General features: G+C 66.5%; 15 protein-coding genes. 11 read left to right on the top strand and 4 right to left on the bottom strand.

Annotated features, from left to right (window positions below; translation table 11 throughout):
- Window positions 1-2: 2 nt before the first annotated feature.
- Window positions 3-1,145, top strand: coding sequence for a tRNA nucleotidyltransferase/poly(A) polymerase-related protein (locus FHR94_RS12485; protein WP_183326060.1), 1,143 nt, complete (start codon window positions 3-5; stop codon window positions 1,143-1,145).
- Here FHR94_RS12485 and folK read toward each other — a convergent pair.
- Both folK and folB read right to left on the bottom strand, forming a co-directional pair.
- The gene (gene folK / locus FHR94_RS12480) at window positions 1,142-1,663 is read right to left on the bottom strand and encodes a 2-amino-4-hydroxy-6-hydroxymethyldihydropteridine diphosphokinase (protein WP_183326059.1); all 522 of its coding nucleotides are present in this window, start codon (window positions 1,661-1,663) and stop codon (window positions 1,142-1,144) included. The two genes, FHR94_RS12485 and folK, sit on opposite strands and share 4 nt — an antisense overlap.
- A complete protein-coding gene (gene folB / locus FHR94_RS12475) occupies window positions 1,663-2,028 on the bottom strand; it encodes a dihydroneopterin aldolase (protein ID WP_183326058.1) in 366 nt (121 codons plus the stop codon). The genes folK and folB overlap by 1 nt, the downstream gene beginning before the upstream one ends.
- A gap of 193 nt (window positions 2,029-2,221) precedes the next feature.
- On the opposite strand from folB, the gene plsY reads away from it, so the two are divergent.
- The gene (plsY, locus tag FHR94_RS12470) at window positions 2,222-2,776 is read left to right on the top strand and encodes a glycerol-3-phosphate 1-O-acyltransferase PlsY (protein WP_183326131.1); all 555 of its coding nucleotides are present in this window, start codon (window positions 2,222-2,224) and stop codon (window positions 2,774-2,776) included.
- Between the two features lie 113 nt (window positions 2,777-2,889).
- On the opposite strand, the gene tsaD is transcribed toward plsY, so the two are convergent.
- Window positions 2,890-3,918 (bottom strand): tRNA (adenosine(37)-N6)-threonylcarbamoyltransferase complex transferase subunit TsaD, encoded by a 1,029-nt coding sequence (gene tsaD / locus FHR94_RS12465; RefSeq protein WP_183326057.1) that lies wholly within the window; start codon window positions 3,916-3,918, stop codon window positions 2,890-2,892.
- A 450-nt stretch (window positions 3,919-4,368) separates the two neighbouring features.
- On the opposite strand from tsaD, the gene rpsU reads away from it, so the two are divergent.
- From rpsU to rpoD, 3 genes are all read left to right on the top strand, one after another.
- Window positions 4,369-4,584, top strand: a complete 216-nt coding sequence (gene rpsU, locus FHR94_RS12460) for a 30S ribosomal protein S21 (RefSeq protein ID WP_013333229.1) — start codon at window positions 4,369-4,371, stop codon at window positions 4,582-4,584.
- Between the two features lie 124 nt (window positions 4,585-4,708).
- The gene (gene dnaG / locus FHR94_RS12455) at window positions 4,709-6,523 is read left to right on the top strand and encodes a DNA primase (RefSeq protein WP_183326056.1); all 1,815 of its coding nucleotides are present in this window, start codon (window positions 4,709-4,711) and stop codon (window positions 6,521-6,523) included.
- 243 nt (window positions 6,524-6,766) lie between these two features.
- Window positions 6,767-8,608: an RNA polymerase sigma factor RpoD gene (gene rpoD, locus FHR94_RS12450; RefSeq protein ID WP_183326055.1), complete on the top strand. Its 1,842-nt coding sequence runs from the start codon at window positions 6,767-6,769 to the stop codon at window positions 8,606-8,608.
- Between the two features lie 54 nt (window positions 8,609-8,662).
- Here the strand turns inward: rpoD and FHR94_RS12445 are convergent, their stop codons facing one another.
- A complete protein-coding gene (locus FHR94_RS12445; protein ID WP_183326054.1) occupies window positions 8,663-9,616 on the bottom strand; it encodes a LysR substrate-binding domain-containing protein in 954 nt (317 codons plus the stop codon).
- A 194-nt stretch (window positions 9,617-9,810) separates the two neighbouring features.
- On the opposite strand from FHR94_RS12445, the gene FHR94_RS12440 reads away from it, so the two are divergent.
- The 6 genes from FHR94_RS12440 to FHR94_RS12415 all read left to right on the top strand — a co-directional run bounded on the left by FHR94_RS12440 (window position 9,811) and on the right by FHR94_RS12415 (window position 16,280).
- A complete protein-coding gene (locus tag FHR94_RS12440) occupies window positions 9,811-11,190 on the top strand; it encodes an L-serine ammonia-lyase (protein WP_183326053.1) in 1,380 nt (459 codons plus the stop codon).
- Window positions 11,191-11,516: 326 nt separating this feature from the next.
- Window positions 11,517-12,290 (top strand): ABC transporter ATP-binding protein, encoded by a 774-nt coding sequence (locus tag FHR94_RS12435; RefSeq protein WP_183326052.1) that lies wholly within the window; start codon window positions 11,517-11,519, stop codon window positions 12,288-12,290.
- Window positions 12,287-13,045, top strand: coding sequence for an ABC transporter ATP-binding protein (locus FHR94_RS12430; protein ID WP_425485378.1), 759 nt, complete (start codon window positions 12,287-12,289; stop codon window positions 13,043-13,045). Before FHR94_RS12435 ends, FHR94_RS12430 begins: the two co-directional genes overlap by 4 nt.
- 84 nt (window positions 13,046-13,129) lie before the next feature.
- Window positions 13,130-14,344 carry an ABC transporter substrate-binding protein gene (locus FHR94_RS12425; RefSeq protein WP_183326051.1) on the top strand — a complete coding sequence of 405 codons (1,215 nt, stop codon included), beginning with the start codon at window positions 13,130-13,132 and terminating at the stop codon, window positions 14,342-14,344.
- A gap of 60 nt (window positions 14,345-14,404) precedes the next feature.
- Window positions 14,405-15,292, top strand: coding sequence for a branched-chain amino acid ABC transporter permease (locus tag FHR94_RS12420; protein WP_183326050.1), 888 nt, complete (start codon window positions 14,405-14,407; stop codon window positions 15,290-15,292).
- A gap of 4 nt (window positions 15,293-15,296) precedes the next feature.
- Window positions 15,297-16,280, top strand: coding sequence for a branched-chain amino acid ABC transporter permease (locus FHR94_RS12415; protein WP_183326049.1), 984 nt, complete (start codon window positions 15,297-15,299; stop codon window positions 16,278-16,280).
- Window positions 16,281-16,295 lie beyond the last annotated feature (15 nt).

The raw sequence follows: 16,295 nt of genomic DNA, 5'->3' as shown, positions 1-16,295 counted from the left end.
ACATGCCACTCGACCGCGACCCCCGTCTCGACGGCCTCGAGGTCTACCGGGTCGGTGGGGCGGTACGCGATGCCCGGCTGGGATGGCCGGTCAAGGACACCGACTGGGTGGTGGTGGGCGCCACCCCCGAGGCGATGCGCCGCCGGGGCTTCAAGCCGGTGGGACGTGACTTCCCGGTGTTCCTGCACCCCGAGACCCACGAGGAGTATGCCCTGGCCCGCACCGAGCGCAAGTCGGGCCACGGTTACACGGGATTCGTGGTGCATGCCAGCCCGGAGGTCAGCCTTGAAGAGGACCTGGCTCGTCGGGACCTGACCATCAATGCCATGGCCGAGACCCCCGGGGGCACCCTGGTCGACCCCTACCGGGGACTCGATGACCTCGAGGCCCGCCGGCTGCGCCATGTCTCCCCGGCCTTCATCGAGGACCCGCTGCGTGTGCTGCGCACCGCCCGCTTCCTGGCCCGCTACGCCGATCTCGGCTTTGTCATCGCCGAGGAGACACGCGAGTTGATGCGTGAACTGGTCGTGAGCGGCGAGCTGTCCCACCTGGTAGCGGAGCGGGTCTGGGCCGAGACCGAGAAGGCGCTAGGCGAGCCCTGGCCGGAGGTCTACTTCCAGGCGCTCGACGAGTGCGGGGCCCTCGCGGAGCTGATGCCGGAACTCGCCGATAACCCCGCGGCGCTGGACGCCGCCCTGGGCCGCCTGCATCGTCTGCCGGAGGACATCGCCGACGAGGCGCTGGTCCGCTGGCGCTGGGCACGGCTCGTCGAGCATCTGGACGACGCGGCCCGGGAGCGACTCGCCGAGCGGCTCCGCCTGCCGAAGGTCCACCGTGACCTGGCCCGGCAGGCGGCCCTGACCCGATGCCTGCGGCTGGCGGCCGGACAGGAGCTCGATGCCACGCAAGTGATGACCTGGCTCGATGGCATCGATGCCTGGCGCCGCAGCGAGCGGGTGGCGCCGCTGATCGCCCTGGTCAGTCTCGATGATGCCGGGCTGGCGGCGGATCTTGCCCTGGCCTGGCGCTTGGCGGCTCAGGTCCTGCCGAGCCCCTTGGTGGAGGAGGGCTTCAAGGGACGCGCGCTGGGCGAGGAACTGGCCCGACGGCGCCGCGAGGCCATCGCGGCGGCCCTGGCCAGCTAGTTGGCGCTCCGGGAGATCGTGCGCCCTTGCCACACGAAGCCGATCGGCCACAGGCGCTGCCCGGCGGTATCGAACTCGGCCCAGTGGTCACGATAGGGGCGACCGGTCAGCGGATGCGGGGTGTCGGGGAGCAGCTCGACCAGCGGTTGCAAGACGAAGGCGTGGTGCAGGATCTCGTCCCGCGGCAGGCTGACACCGTCATGCTTCCCGGTCAGCGAGCCTACGGTCAGCAGGTCGAGGTCCAGGGTACGGGGGCTGTACTTGCGGCTGTCCTGGCGGCGGCCATTGGCGAACTCGAGCCGCTTGCACCAGGCCTGTAGCTCGCCCACCCGCCAGTCGCTCTCGAACACCACGACCAGGTTGTAGAAGTTGCGACCGTCTCGGAAGCCCACCGGTTCGCTCTCGTAGACGCGGGAAATCGCCAGGCGACCGAAGGTCTCGGCCAGGGCGTCGAGGCCGCGGTGCACGTGACGGTCGCGTTCGATGTTGCTGCCGATGCTGACGCTGACCGTGGCCATCAGTTCGCCTCGTGCCATATGCCCCGCGTGATGCTCACGCCCACGGCACGCGCGGCCGACACGGCACCGGGCTTGCGCAGGGTCAGGCGCAGCCAGGGGATGCCGAACTCCTGCTGCAGTAGGGCGGCCAGGCGCTCGGCGAAGGTCTCCACCAGGGCGAACGCGCTCGTCGCGCCGAAGGCGGCAATCCGCTCGCTGATCGCCGCGTAGTCCAGGGTCCGGGCGAGGTCGTCCGCGGCGGCGGCGGGGCGGATGTCGGTGGCGAGTTCGAGGTCCAGCTCCAGGGTCTGGGTGAGGGTGCGCTCCCAGTCGTAGACGCCGATCACGGTGTCCACCTTCAGCGCTTCGATCAGCACGAGATCCATCGAGGGGCTCCCTCTAGGCGTTGGACGACGCGGTCTACCCGCTCTGGCGGGAGATTGTACGCCACCGGCCCGGTGGAGGACAGGTGCGCCCACGTACGACCCGGGGTGCCTGTCGCCACGCGGGTGGGGCTGGCAGAATCGAGGCACTCATTGATCAGAGGCGGTGGCCGTGCTCGAATCGATCCTCACGCTGATGGCGCTGGGCTACCTCAGCGGCAGCTGGCTCGGCGCCCTGACGGTGTGTCGCCTGGTCGGCGTCCGTGATCCGCGCCTGGCCGGTTCCGGCAATCCAGGGTTCTCCAATGTGCTGCGCCTGCATGGCCGGCGACTGGCCCTGGCCACCCTGCTGGTGGATGCTACCAAGGGCATGCCGGTGCTGTGGTGGGCCAGGGCCCTGGAACTGCCGCCTTGGGGGCTGGGGCTGGTCGGGCTGGGGGTACTGCTCGGCCACAGCTATCCGGCTTGGCATCGTTTCCGCGGCGGCAAGGGGGTGGCCAGTGCCTTCGGCGTGATGCTGGTCCTGACCCCCGGCGTGGCCCTGATGTGTGCCGGGCTGTGGGCGCTGCTGGCCTGGCGGGTGCGCACGGCGGCGATCGCGTCGCTGGTCAGTGCCGCCGTGGCCCCGCTGGCCAGCATCTGGCTGGCTCCCGACTTCGTCGGGGTAGTGATCGTCTTTACCCTGCTGGTGCTGACGCGCCATGTGCTCAACCTCCGTCGCCTGGGGCGGGGCGACGAGCCGCCCCTCTAAGCTTTGGGCTACGGGCTACGGGCTACGGGCTACGGGCTACGGGCTACGGGCTACGGGCTACGAGTGCTATCCTTCGGCTCGCGGCTCGCGGCTCGCGGCTCGCGGCTTAGCGCTTACGGCACGCTGAGGGTTTCCATCGGCCAGCGCGGTACGGCCTTCATGATCCCGGTCTCGTCGTGTTCGCCGGCCTGCAGGCGCCGGGCCCCCACATAGGCAATCATCGCCCCGTTATCGGTACAGAAGCGTCCGCGAGGATAGTAGGCTCGGGCATGGCGCTTGGCACACTCGTGCGCCAGGCCTTCGCGCAGCCGGATGTTGGCACTCACCCCGCCGGCTACTACCAGCCGCTTGAGGCCGGTCTGGTCGAGGGCCCGGCGGCACTTGATCACCAGGGTGTCCACCACCGCGTCCTCGAAGGCTCGGGCCACGTCGGCCTGGGCCGCCCCGTCCAGCGCCCCTTCGGCCTCCAACTGGCGAAGGGTGGTCAGGGTATGTGTCTTGAGTCCCGAGAAGCTGAAGTCGAGTCCCGGGCGGTCGGTCATTGGCCGGGGAAAACGGAAGCGGCCGGGGTCTCCTGCCTCGGCGAGCCTTGCGACATGCGGGCCACCCGGGTAGTCAAGCCCCAGCATCTTGGCCGCCTTGTCGAAGGCCTCGCCGGCGGCGTCGTCCACCGACTCCCCGAGCAGGGTGTACCGGCCAAGGCCGTGCACCTCCACCAACTGGGTATGGCCGCCGGAGACCAGCAGGGCCACGAAGGGAAAGCCGGGGGGGGCGTTTTCCAGCATCGGGGCCAGCAGGTGCCCCTCCATGTGATGGACCCCGAGCACCGGGATGTCCAGCGCCCGGGCCATGCCGTGGGCGGTGCTGGCGCCGACCATCAGCGCGCCGACCAGGCCAGGGCCGGCGGTGTAGGCGATGGCATCGAGCTCGCCGCGTGCGACTCCGGCCTCGTCGAGGACCTGCTGGATGAGCGGTAGTAGGCGGCGGGTATGGTCGCGGGAGGCCAGCTCCGGCACCACGCCGCCGTACTCGGCGTGCATGGCGACCTGGCTGTAGAGGGCGTCGGCCGCGAGGCCACGCTCGGTGTCGTAGAGGGCGACGCCGGTCTCGTCGCAGGAGGTCTCGATGCCCAGTACACGCATGGTCATGGCTCGGTGAGGCGAAGGGAAAGCGCCCTATTCTATCCCTTTTGCCGCGCTCGCGCAGGGCACGGTGGGCAAAACGCAGGGCTATCGCAGATAGCGGTATCGCTCGGGGCTGATCCGTCGACAGGTCTGCGAGGGGGCGCTGTGAACCTCTCCCTGGGCGCTACCGACGCCGTCCCTGGCGTAGGCCCCCCTCTACGACCTGTCCCCGGCGCCCCTCGTCAGATCCAACTGCGATAGCCCTGGGGCAAAACAGGTTTGCATGGCACCCACTCGCCGTCTAGAATACTGTGCGCTGTAAGACTGGGTCGTGCACCCGGGCTGGTTTTCCGTCTTCACGCTGCGTTTCCGGGTCGCCTGGCGATGCCGGATGATTGTCGTGGAGGCGACCCCTAAAGGGTGTACGTTCAAACCGAACTCAAGTTACCCAAGGTAGGTGAGTGCTTAATGCCTTCTGTCAAAGTACGTGATAACGAGCCGTTCGACGTCGCGCTGCGTCGCTTCAAGCGTTCCTGTGAAAAGGCCGGTGTCCTCTCGGAGGTTCGCCGTCGCGAGCAGTACGAGAAGCCGACCGCCGAGCGCAAGCGCAAGGCGGCCGCTGCCGTCAAGCGTCACGCGAAGAAGCTGCAGCGCGAGCGCAAGCGTTTCGAACGGCTCTATTGATCCGTACGTGAGTCGGCCGGCGTCGAGCGGGCCGGCTCGGAAGGGACGCCAAGCGGCCGCCATGGGGTGGCCGCTTGTTTTTGCGTTCTCCTCCTCCTGCTCCTCGCTGGCATGGGTGGCCTGAATGGCTGGGCAGATACCGCAACGCTTCATCGATGATCTGCTGGCCCGCATCGACGTGGTCGAGGTGGTGGGCGAGCGTGTCAAGCTGAAAAAGGCTGGGCGTAACCATTCGGGGCTCTGCCCCTTCCACCAGGAAAAGAGCCCATCATTCACGGTCAGTGCCGACAAGCAGTTCTATCACTGCTTCGGCTGTGGCGCCCATGGCAATGCCCTGCGCTTCTTGATGGAGTACGACAAGCTGCGCTTTCCCGAGGCGGTGGAGCAGTTGGCGGCGCGGCTAGGCATGGAAGTGCCTCGGGAGGGCGACGATGACCCCCGGGCCCTGGCGCGAGAGAAGAAGCGCAAGGAAGGCGTCAACCTGCTGGAACTGGCGGCCGCCTTTTTCCGTGAGCGGTTGAAGATGCCCGAAGGGCAGGGCGCCCGCGACTACCTGGAGCGGCGGGGACTGTCGCCGGAAGTGGTGCGCGACTACGGCATCGGCTATGCCCCTGCCGACTGGGAGGCGCTCAGGCATCACCTTGTTGAGCGTGGCATCGGTGAGGCGGTGCAAGTCGAGTACGGTCTGTTGGTGCAGCGTGAGGAGAGCGGGCGCACCTATGATCGTTTCCGCGACCGGGTGATGTTCCCGATCCGGGACCCGCGCGGACGCACCATCGCCTTCGGGGGTCGGGTGCTGGGCGATGCCAAGCCTAAGTACCTCAATTCCCCCGAGACACCGGTCTTCCACAAGGGGCGCGAGCTCTACGGCCTGTACGAGGCCCGCCAGGCCGAGGTGCGCCTGGAGCGGGTGGTGATCGTCGAGGGCTACATGGACGTGGTGGCGCTGGCGCAGTTCGGCATCCGCAACGCGGTGGCCACGCTTGGCACCTCCACCAGCGAGGAGCATCTCTCTCGGCTGTTCCGCCTGGTCGGCGAGGTAGTGTTCTGTTTCGACGGCGACCGGGCTGGGCGCCAGGCCGCCACCCGGGCCCTGCAGACGGTGCTGCCGCTGATGATCGACGGCCGCCAGGCGCGCTTCCTGTTCCTGCCCGAGGGCGAGGATCCGGACAGCCTGGTGCGGCGTGAGGGGCCCGAGGCCTTCCAGGATCGCATTACCTGTGCCAGTCCGCTGTCGGAGTTCCTCTTCGAGCAGGCGGCCCAAGGGCGCGATCTCGAGCGTATCGAGGAGCGCGAGCGCTATGCCAGCCAGGTGCTAGCAGCGATCGGCCGACTGCCAGAAGGCGTGCTGAAGTCGCTGCTGTTGACGGAACTCTCGCGTCGCACCGGCGTCGATCAGTCAAGCTTCGCGGCCTTGATGGCCAAGAAGAGTGGCACCGCGACGGAGGTGTCCAAGGCTCCGACGATGGCGCCCGAAACACCCGTCGCGGCGCCGTCGGGCCGCAAGGCCGATGGCGCGACGCTCGGGCTGATGGCTCGCGCCCTGCAACTGCTGGTGCACGAGCCGGCGCTGGTCGCGCGCCTGCCCGAGCGCGACGACTGGTGTGACCCGGAGGATCCGGACGGTCGCCTGTGCCGCGAAGTAGTACGGCTGCTGAAGGCAGGGGGCTACCGCAGCGCCCAGGTGCTGCTGGCACATTTCCACGGCACGCCGGAGGGGGAGCGGCTGGCGGTGTTAGCCCGGCGAGAGCCGCTGGTGCCCAGGGGCTTGCGTGGTGCCGAGTTGGATAACTGGGTGGCGTACTTTCAGCGGCATCGGCAGCAGCCGAGTCGCCAGGAGGAGATCGATGCCCTGCTGGCCAAGCAGGCCGGGGGTGAGCGGTTGACGAGCGAGGAGCGTCGGCAACTGATGGCCTTGCTGGCCGAGGTGGGGAAGTGAGTCACGCGACCCCCATGGCGCAGGAAATTGGCGGCCGGGTTGAAATTTCTCCTACCATCACCATATATATCGGCGTCACCTGAACGGGACGCAACCTGACAACCTAACACACCTGACTGACCGCGCAAATACATCGAACTGGCAAAAAGGCGGTCTGACCCGCTATACTGTTCGGCTTATCGAGTTTTCTCTCCGCTTCAGTGCTTCAGGTGCTTCATTCTTCTTCGTCGAGATAGGGTTTCTATGGCTGGAAATGCGCAGCAGCAGTCACGTCTGAAGGAGTTGATCGCGCGCGGCAAGGAACAGGGCTTCCTGACCTATGCCGAGGTCAACGACCATCTACCCGAGGATATCGCCGACCCCGATCAGGTGGAAGACATCATCGGCATGATCAACGACATGGGTATCAATGTCGTCGAGGAAGCGCCCGATGAAGATACCCTGATGATGGCCGACCATTCCACCGACGAGTCGGCGGCCGAGGAGGCCGTGGCCGCGCTGGCGGCGGTAGAAAGCGACGTGGGTCGGACCACCGACCCGGTGCGCATGTACATGCGTGAGATGGGCACGGTGGAGCTTCTGACCCGCGAAGGCGAGATCGAGATCGCCAAGCGTATCGAGGAGGGCACTCGCGAGGTGATGTCCGCGCTGGCCTATCTGCCTGGTGCCGTGGACTCCATCCTCGAGGCCTATGATGCCACTCAGGACGAGGAGGTCCCGGGCCGCCTGTCCGATCTGTTCTCCGGCTTCATCGATCCCGACGAGGGCATCCCGGGCGTGGCCGAGGCGGAGGTGCCCGAAGAGCCCGAAGCCAGCGTTGGCGAGGCCGACGAGGATGACGACGGCACCGACGAGGAAGACGACAGCGGCGGCGGCCCGGACCCCGAGGAGGCGCGGGCGCGCTTCGAGCAGATTCGCGAACAGAACGAGGCGGTGCGCCAGGCCATCGAGTCCCGTGGGCGTGGCTCCGCGGAGGCCCAGGCCGAGCTCGCTCGCCTGGCCGAGTTGTTCTCGCCGATCAAGCTGGTGCCCAAGCACTTCGAGCGCCTGGTCGGCCAAGTGCGCATCAGCGTCGAGCAGGTGCGCGCCCAGGAGAAGGTGGTGATGCAGCTGTGCGTCAAGAAGGCCAAGGTGCCGCGCAAGGGCTTCATCAAGGCCTTCCCCGGCAACGAGTCGCGCCAGGACTGGCTTGACGATTTCATGGCCAGCAACCCCCGGTACGCCGATCGCCTGGCGCCCCTCAAGGCCGACATCCAGCGCGCCCAGCGCAAGATTGCCTTCGAGGAAGAGATGGTCCAGTTGCCGGTGACCGAGATCAAGGAGGTCAACCGTCGGCTGTCCATCGGCGAGGCCAAGGCTCGGCGGGCCAAGAAGGAGATGGTCGAGGCCAACCTGCGCCTGGTGATCTCCATCGCCAAGAAGTACACCAACCGTGGCCTGCAGTTCCTGGACCTGATCCAGGAGGGCAACATCGGCTTGATGAAGGCAGTGGACAAGTTCGAGTACCGCCGCGGCTACAAGTTCTCGACCTATGCCACCTGGTGGATCCGTCAGGCAATCACCCGCTCCATCGCCGACCAGGCGCGCACCATCCGTATCCCGGTACACATGATCGAGACCATCAACAAGCTCAACCGGGTGTCCCGGCAGATGCTCCAGGAGATGGGTCGTGAGCCGACGCCGGAAGAGCTCGGCGAGCGCCTCGAGATGCCCGAGGACAAGGTGCGCAAGGTGCTCAAGATCGCCAAGGAGCCGATCTCCATGGAGACCCCGATCGGCGATGACGACGACTCGCATCTGGGCGACTTCATCGAGGATGGCACCATCCTGCTGCCCATCGACTCGGCAACCGGCGAGGGCCTGATCGAGGCGACCCGCAACGTGCTTGGCGGCCTCACCGCCCGCGAGGCCAAGGTGCTGCGCATGCGCTTCGGCATCGACATGAACACCGATCACACCCTAGAGGAGGTCGGCAAGCAGTTCGATGTCACCCGCGAGCGGATCCGCCAGATCGAGGCCAAGGCACTGCGCAAGCTGCGCCATCCCAGCCGCTCCGAGCCGCTGCGTTCCTTCCTCGACGAATAACCGCTCGACGAGTCCCTCGAAGCGCGTGACCACGACGCCCGCCGGCGGGCGTCGTCATGTGCGCGGGGAATGATTCTGGCCTTCCTGATCGCCCGCGCTGCGCCGGGCCTCCTCGACAATCCAGTCGTGGACCGCCGCCACTCGACGGTCGTCCAGGGCGCCGGCGGCATGCACGATGCCGTACGCCATCTCCGTCTCGACCCGCTGAGGGAAGGGGGCGATCAGAGCGCGGCGCTCCAACTCGTCGGTGATCAGGGTCTGGCGCGCGATGGCCACTCCCATGCCGGCGATGGCGGCCTCCATGGTCAGGTGGTTGCGATTGAAGGTGTAGCCACGGCGAACGTTCAGCGCGGGGGCGTCGATCGTGGCCAGGTAGTGCTCCCACTCCCCGTAATCGTGGCTGCCGCGCCAGGCGGTGACGTCATGCAGCAGCGGATACCAGGCCAGGTCGGCAGGATGGCGTAGGGGAGGGCGGCCCCGCAGCAGGGACGGGGCGCAGACCGGAAAGATTCGCTCGGTCATCAGCGGGGTGATGGAAAGGCCCGGTACTTGGCCATCGTTGAGATCCAGCGCCAGATCGAAGTCGCCCTCGCGCAGCGAGAGGCTGCTGTCCTCGGCGCGCACGTGCAACTCGATGTCGGGGAAGCGGGCCTGCAGCCTTGGCAGGCGTGGCATCAGCCACTTGTGCAGGAAGGAGGGCACCGAACGCACCCGGATGACGCCGCTCATCACCCCGCTGCGCAGCCGTTTCACTTCCAGGCCGACGGCCTGATAGGCCTCGTCCACCACCCCGGCCAGTCGGCGCCCCTCCTCGGTGAGGGCCAGGCGCCGCGGCAGCCGACGGAACAGCTTGAAACCCAGGCGCGTCTCCAGTTGCTTGATCTGCTGGCTGACCGCCCCCGTGGTCACGTGCAACTCCTCTGCCGCTCGGGTGAAGGAAAGGTGCCGGGCGCTGATGGCGAAGACCTTCAGCCAGGCATGGGTCTGGGCATTGAGAAGGCGGCTCATGGTTAAGCTCTGCTAAAGCCAGGAACAGATATTATCGATTGCAGCGAGTGGGCCATAGGACGAGGATACCGTCAATGCCTGGATAAGGCACCCTGTGGCGCACGGCAGGATCACAGAACGCTTTAATTTGGCTCATCTGTCCGTGCTCGAATGGTCGTAATGGCGACGCGCGATGTCGCCCCGGAGCAAACCCGATGTCCATTAGTGTGTTCGACCTGTTCAAGATCGGTGTAGGGCCGTCCAGTTCCCATACCGTGGGCCCGATGCGGGCCGCCTATGATTTCCTCGCAGAGCTGCGTGCCGCCGACCTCCTGTCACGAGTAGCACGTATCGAGGTCTGCCTCTACGGTTCGCTCTCGGCCACCGGCGTCGGGCACGGTACCGACCGTGCGGTGATCATGGGGCTGATGGGCGAACGCCCGGATCGGATCGACCCGGCGATCATCGGACCATGCCTCGAGGAGTTGCTCGAGTCGCAGACCCTGATGCTCGATGGTCGTATGGCGATTCCCTTTGTCTGGACGCGCGACATGCAGTGGAACGACGAGAGCCTGCCGCACCATCCTAATGCCATGCGGCTGATCGCCCATGGCCACGGCGACGAGTTGCACCGCAATACCTACTACTCGGTAGGCGGCGGCTTCGTCATCGACGAGGCCCAGGCTCAGGCCGGTGATCTGGATACTGATACCACGCCGCTACCTTATGACTTCAATACCGCCGGCGAGCTGCTGGCCCTGTGCCGCATGCACGACCTGCGTATCAGCGAGCTGATGCTGGAGAACGAGAAGGCCTGGCGCAGCGAGCAGGAGATCCGCGACGGCCTGTGGACGATCTGGCAGGCGATGTGCGACTGCATCGATACTGGCTTCGCCCACGAGGGTGTGCTGCCCGGTGGACTCAACGTCAAGCGACGTGCCGCCGCCCTGCATCGCCGCCTGGTGGCCATGGAGGGTAGTCACAGCCTGATCGCCTCGACCTTCTCGGCGATGGACTGGGTCAACGTCTTCGCCCTGGCGGTCAACGAGGAGAACGCCGCCGGCGGGCGCATGGTCACCGCGCCTACCAACGGCGCGGCGGGCATTATCCCGGCGGTGCTCAGCTACTACATGAAGTTCCAGCCCGGTGCCTGCGAGCGCGACGTGGTCGACTTCCTGCTGGTCGCCGGCGCCGTGGGCATCCTGTGCAAGAAGAACGCCTCCATCTCCGGCGCCGAGGTCGGCTGCCAGGGTGAGGTGGGCTCGGCTTGTGCCATGGCTGCCGCCGGCCTCGCCGAGATCATGGGCGGCAGCGTCGGCCAGGTCGAGAACGCCGCCGAGATTGGCCTGGAGCACAACCTGGGGCTGACCTGTGACCCGGTCGGCGGACTGGTGCAGGTGCCCTGCATCGAGCGCAACGCCATCGCCTCGGTCAAGGCGATCAACGCCGCCCAGATGGCCTTGCGCGGCGATGGCGAGCACTTCATCTCCCTGGACAAGGTGATCCGTACCATGCGTGACACCGGGGCCGACATGCAGGAGAAATACAAGGAAACCTCCCGCGGCGGCCTGGCGGTCAACGCCATCGAGTGTTGAGGGAGCCGACATTCGACGGCCCGGATCAACGGCCACGCGGCACCGGCGCGATCCCCGTCCAGGGGGTCGCGCTTTTGTTTACAAGCTATTAGAACTCTTGGAGGCCTACGCCATTGGTCGAGTTCGATGCTTCTGCGGTTGCCTAGGCGTCGCACGTCCTCTAGTTTACGTTGACGTAAAGGTTAGAAGTTCTGGGCCGAGACGCAGAAGCCAGGACCCGACGTCGGCGAGCCCCCGCAACGACAACGTCACCGGGCCGACGTCACCAGAACAACGACAACGGAACGACAACGGCGGATCGCCTCGCGATCCAGAGAGGATCCCACATGACCCAGGCGTTCATACTGGAAACTCGTGGGTTGACCAAGGAGTTCCGCGGCTTCACTGCCGTGGATGACGTCAACCTGCAGGTCCGGGAAGGGCATATCCATGCCCTGATCGGCCCCAACGGGGCTGGCAAGACTACCGTCTTCAACCTGCTCACCAAGTTCCTGCCGCCGACCCGCGGCGAGATCCTCTATCGCGGCAAGCCCATCACCGGCATGAAGGCCAACGAGATCGCCCGCCTGGGGCTGGTGCGCTCCTTCCAGATCTCGGCGGTGTTCGGTCACATGACCGCGCTGGAGAACGTGCGCGTGGCCCTGCAGCGCACGCTTGGTACCTCCTTCCACTTCTGGAAGTCCGAGAGAAGCCTCGATCATCTCAATGAGCGCGCCCTGGAACTGCTCGACGAGGTCGGCCTTGCCGACTATGCCGACGTGCTCACCGTGGAGATGCCCTACGGGCGCAAGCGGGCGCTGGAGGTGGCCACCACCCTGGCGCTGGACCCTACTCTGATGCTGCTCGACGAGCCCACCCAGGGCATGGGCGCCGAGGACGTGGATCGCATCGTCGAACTGATCCGCCGGGTCTCGAAGGGGCGCACCGTGCTGATGGTGGAGCACAATCTCAGCGTGGTCAGCCGGCTGTGTGATCGCATCACCGTGCTGGCGCGCGGCGCGGTGCTGGCCGAAGGGGACTATCAGGAGGTCTCGCGCAATCCCCAGGTGCGCGAGGCCTACATGGGCAGCGAGGCAGCGGAAGAGGAGGCCAGCGCATGAGCCAGTCAGCAGAGGCGGTTCAGGACACGGCGCTCCAGTACCAGGACGACGAGGGTGCCGAGATGCTGCGGGTCAGCGACCTGCACGCCTTCTACGGCGAGTCGCATATCCTGCATGGGGTCGACTTCGACGTGAAGCGCGGCGAGTTGGTGACCCTGCTGGGGCGCAATGGCGCCGGGCGCAGCACCACCCTCAAGGCGATCATGAACATGGTGGGCCGGCGCACCGGCTCCATCGTCATCAACGGCAACGAGACCCTGGGCATGCCGCCCCACCGCATCCCGCGGCTGGGCATCGGCTACTGCCCCGAGGAACGCGGCGTCTTCGCCAGTCTCGACGTCGAGGAGAACCTGTTGCTGCCGCCCACGGTGCGCTCCGGCGGCATGGGCCTCGACGAAATCTACGCGATGTTCCCCAATCTCTACGAGCGGCGCCGCAGCCAGGGCACCCGGCTCTCCGGCGGCGAGCAGCAGATGCTGGCCATGGCGCGCATCCTGCGCACCGGGGCGCGGCTGTTGCTGCTCGACGAGATCACCGAGGGGCTGGCGCCGGTGATCGTCCAGGCGCTGGGCGAGGTGCTGGTCAAGCTCAAGGAGCGCGGCATGACCATCGTGCTGGTGGAGCAGAACTTCCGCTTCGCCGCGCCGCTGGCCGACCGTCACTTCGTCATGGAGCACGGCCGGATCATCGAACAGATCAGCGCCGCCGAGCTGCCTTCGCGGCGCGAGCACCTCAATACCCTGCTGGGAGTGTGACGGCCAGCTCGTTGGTCGGCAGACCACCAATACTCGACTGGTATCACAACAACAAACCGCCCCGCGTGGGCCACGGAGAGAACCATGACCTTCAACAAGACCCTGCTTGCCAGCACCATCGCCGTCACCGCCATGATGGCCAGCGGTGCCCAAGCCCAGATGAGCAACGATGCGGTACGCATCGGTTACCTGGCCGACATGTCCGGCACCTACCGCGACCTGGCCGGTCCCGGCGGCCTCGAAGCCCTGGAGATGGCCGTGGAGGACTTCGGCGGTGAGGTCAACGGCGTGCCGATCGAGGTGTTCAGCGCCGATGACCGCAACAGTGCCGATGTGGGTGCCAACACCGTGCGCGGCTGGATCGATCAGCAGAATGTCGATCTGGTGGCGGGGATGGTCGCCTCCTCGGTGACCATCGCGGTGACCAAGGTGCTGGAAGAGGCGGGGGGCCTGGGCATCGTCTCCGGCTCCGCGGCCTCCAGCATCACCAACGAGCACTGCACCCCCAATCATATCCACTGGGTCTACGACACCTATCCGCTGGCCCATGGCACCGCCAAGGCGGTGGTCGAGCAGGGCGGCGACACCTGGTTCATGCTCACCGCGGACTACGCCTTCGGCCATGCCCTGGAGAACGACGTGACCCAGGTGGTGGAAGAGCATGGCGGCGAGGTCGTGGGCAGGGTGCGCCATCCCTTCCCGACCAATGACTTTTCCTCCTACATCCTCCAGGCCCAGGGCTCCGGGGCCGATATCATCGGCCTGGCCAATGCCGGCTCCGATACCGTCAACGCCATCAAGACCGCCAGCCAGTTCGGGCTGACCCAGGCCGGCCAGCAGCTCGCCGGCCTGCTGATCTTCCTCAACGACGTTCACGCCATGGGACTCGAGGCGACCCAGGGCCTGCTGCTGACCACCGGCTGGTACTGGGACATGGACGAGCAGTCCCGCGAGTGGGCCGAGCGCTATTTCGAGCGGATGGGCAGGATGCCGACCATGGTTCAGGCGGGCATCTACTCCAGCACCATGCACTACCTCAACGCCGTCGACGCCGTGGATACCGACGACCCCATGGCCGTGCGTGCCCAGATGGCCGAGACCCCGGTGGAGGACATGTTCGCGCGCAATGGGCGTATCCGCGAGGATGGCCGTATGGTCCACGACATGTACCTGGCCGAGGTGAAGACCCCCGAGGAATCCACCGGCGAGTGGGACCTCTACGAGATCAAGAGCACTATTCCCGCCGACGAGGCCTACCGCCCGCTCAGCGAGAGTCAGTGCGACCTGGTCAACCAGTGAGCTGAGCCCGACCCGGCGGCGGCTGCGGCCGCCGCCCCATGACGGCGAGGAGACCCTGCCATGACGATGATATTCGGGGTGCCGCTGGCGGTATTCATGGGCCAGCTGATGCTGGGCCTGATCAACGGCGCCTTCTATGCCCTGCTCAGCCTGGGGCTGGCGGTGATCTTCGGGCTTCTGAAGATCATCAACTTCGCCCACGGCGCCCAGTACATGCTGGGGGCCTTCGCGGCCCTGCTGGGGCTTCAGTACCTGGGCATCAACTACTGGCTGGCGCTGCTGCTGGTGCCGCTGGTGGTGGGGGCCCTGGGTGTGGTGATCGAGCGCACCCTCCTGCGGCGCATCGCCCACCTGGACCACCTCTATGGCCTGCTGCTGACCTACGGCCTGGCACTGATCTTCGAGGGCGCCCTGATCAACTTCTTCGGGGTGTCCGGTTCGAGCTATCCGGTGCCCGAGGCGCTCCAGGGGGGGCTGAACCTAGGCTTCATGTTCCTGCCCACCTACCGCGGTTGGGTGCTGGTGGCGGCGCTGGTGGTCTGCCTGGGCACCTGGTTCATGATCGAGCGGACCCGGCTGGGTGCCTACCTGCGGGCCGGTACCGAGAACCCGGCGTTGATGCAGGCCTTCGGCGTCAACGTGCCGCTGCTGATCACCCTGACCTACGGTTTCGGGGTGGCGCTGGCTGCCTTCGCCGGGGTGCTGGCCGCCCCGCTCTACCCGGTATCGCCCACCATGGGCTCGAGCCTGTTGATTGTGGTCTTCGCCGTGGTGGTGATCGGCGGCATGGGCTCGATCCTCGGCGCCGTGCTCACCGGCCTGGGCATGGGCCTGATCGAAGGGCTCACCAAGGTCTACTACCCCGAGGCGGCCAACACCGTGATCTTCCTGGTGATGGTCGTCGTCCTGATGCTGCGTCCCGCGGGACTCTTCGGTAAGGAGGCATGACGTGATGGCCACTACCCATTCCCTGACCCCCGCCATGCAGCGCCAACGCAACGCCCGGCTACGCCGCAGCGCCCTCTATCTGGCCCTGCTGGCCATCGCGCTGGTGGCGCCCTTCGTCGCCTATCCGGTGTTCTTGATGAAGGTGCTGTGCTTCGCGCTGTTCGCCTGTGCCTTCAACCTGCTGCTGGGCTTCGCGGGGCTCCTGTCCTTCGGGCATGCCGCCTTCCTGGCCACCGGCGGCTACTTCACCGGTATCATGCTGGCGAGCTACCCAGGGCTGACGCCGGAACTGGGCATCCTGATTGGCACCTCTGCCGCGGTAGTACTGGGCACCCTGTTCGGCGTCGTGGCGATCCGCCGCCAGGGCATCTACTTCGCCATGGTGACCCTGGCGCTGGCCCAGATGATGTTCTTCTTCTTCGTCCAGGCGCCTTTCACCGGCGGCGAGGATGGCCTGCACGGGGTGCCGCGGGGCGAGCTGTTCGGCCTGATCAGCCTCGCCGACAACCTCAACATGTACTACTTCGTGCTGGCGGTGTTCGTGATCGGCTTCGCGCTCATCCAGCGCACCGTGCACTCGCCCTTCGGCCAGGTCCTCAAGGCGATCCGCGAGAACGAGCCGCGGGCCGTGTCGCTGGGCTACAACGTCGATGCCTACAAGCTGGTGGCCTTTATCATCTCGGCAGGGCTCGCCGGTCTGGCGGGCTCCACCAAGACGGTGGTCTTCCAACTCGCCTCGCTGACCGACGCCCACTGGCACATGTCCGGCGAGGTGATCCTGATGACCCTGCTCGGCGGGGTGGGCACCCTGTTCGGTCCGGTGGTGGGCGCCGGCCTGGTGGTCAGCCTGCAGACGCAACTCGCCCAATCGCCGCTGGGCAACTGGGTGAGCGTGATCCTGGGCGCGATCTTCGTGATCTGCGTGCTGAGCTTCCGCAGCGGCATCGTCGGCGAGATCCAGAAGATGGTGCGCAAGAACTTCAAGTGAGTCGGCCTGATGTGC

The sequence above is a fragment of the Halomonas cerina genome (genome assembly GCF_014192215.1).
Classification (GTDB): Bacteria; Pseudomonadota; Gammaproteobacteria; order Pseudomonadales; family Halomonadaceae; genus Halomonas; species Halomonas cerina.
Note: the sequence above shows the minus strand (reverse complement) of the source record. Positions and strands in the feature narration are given on the sequence as shown.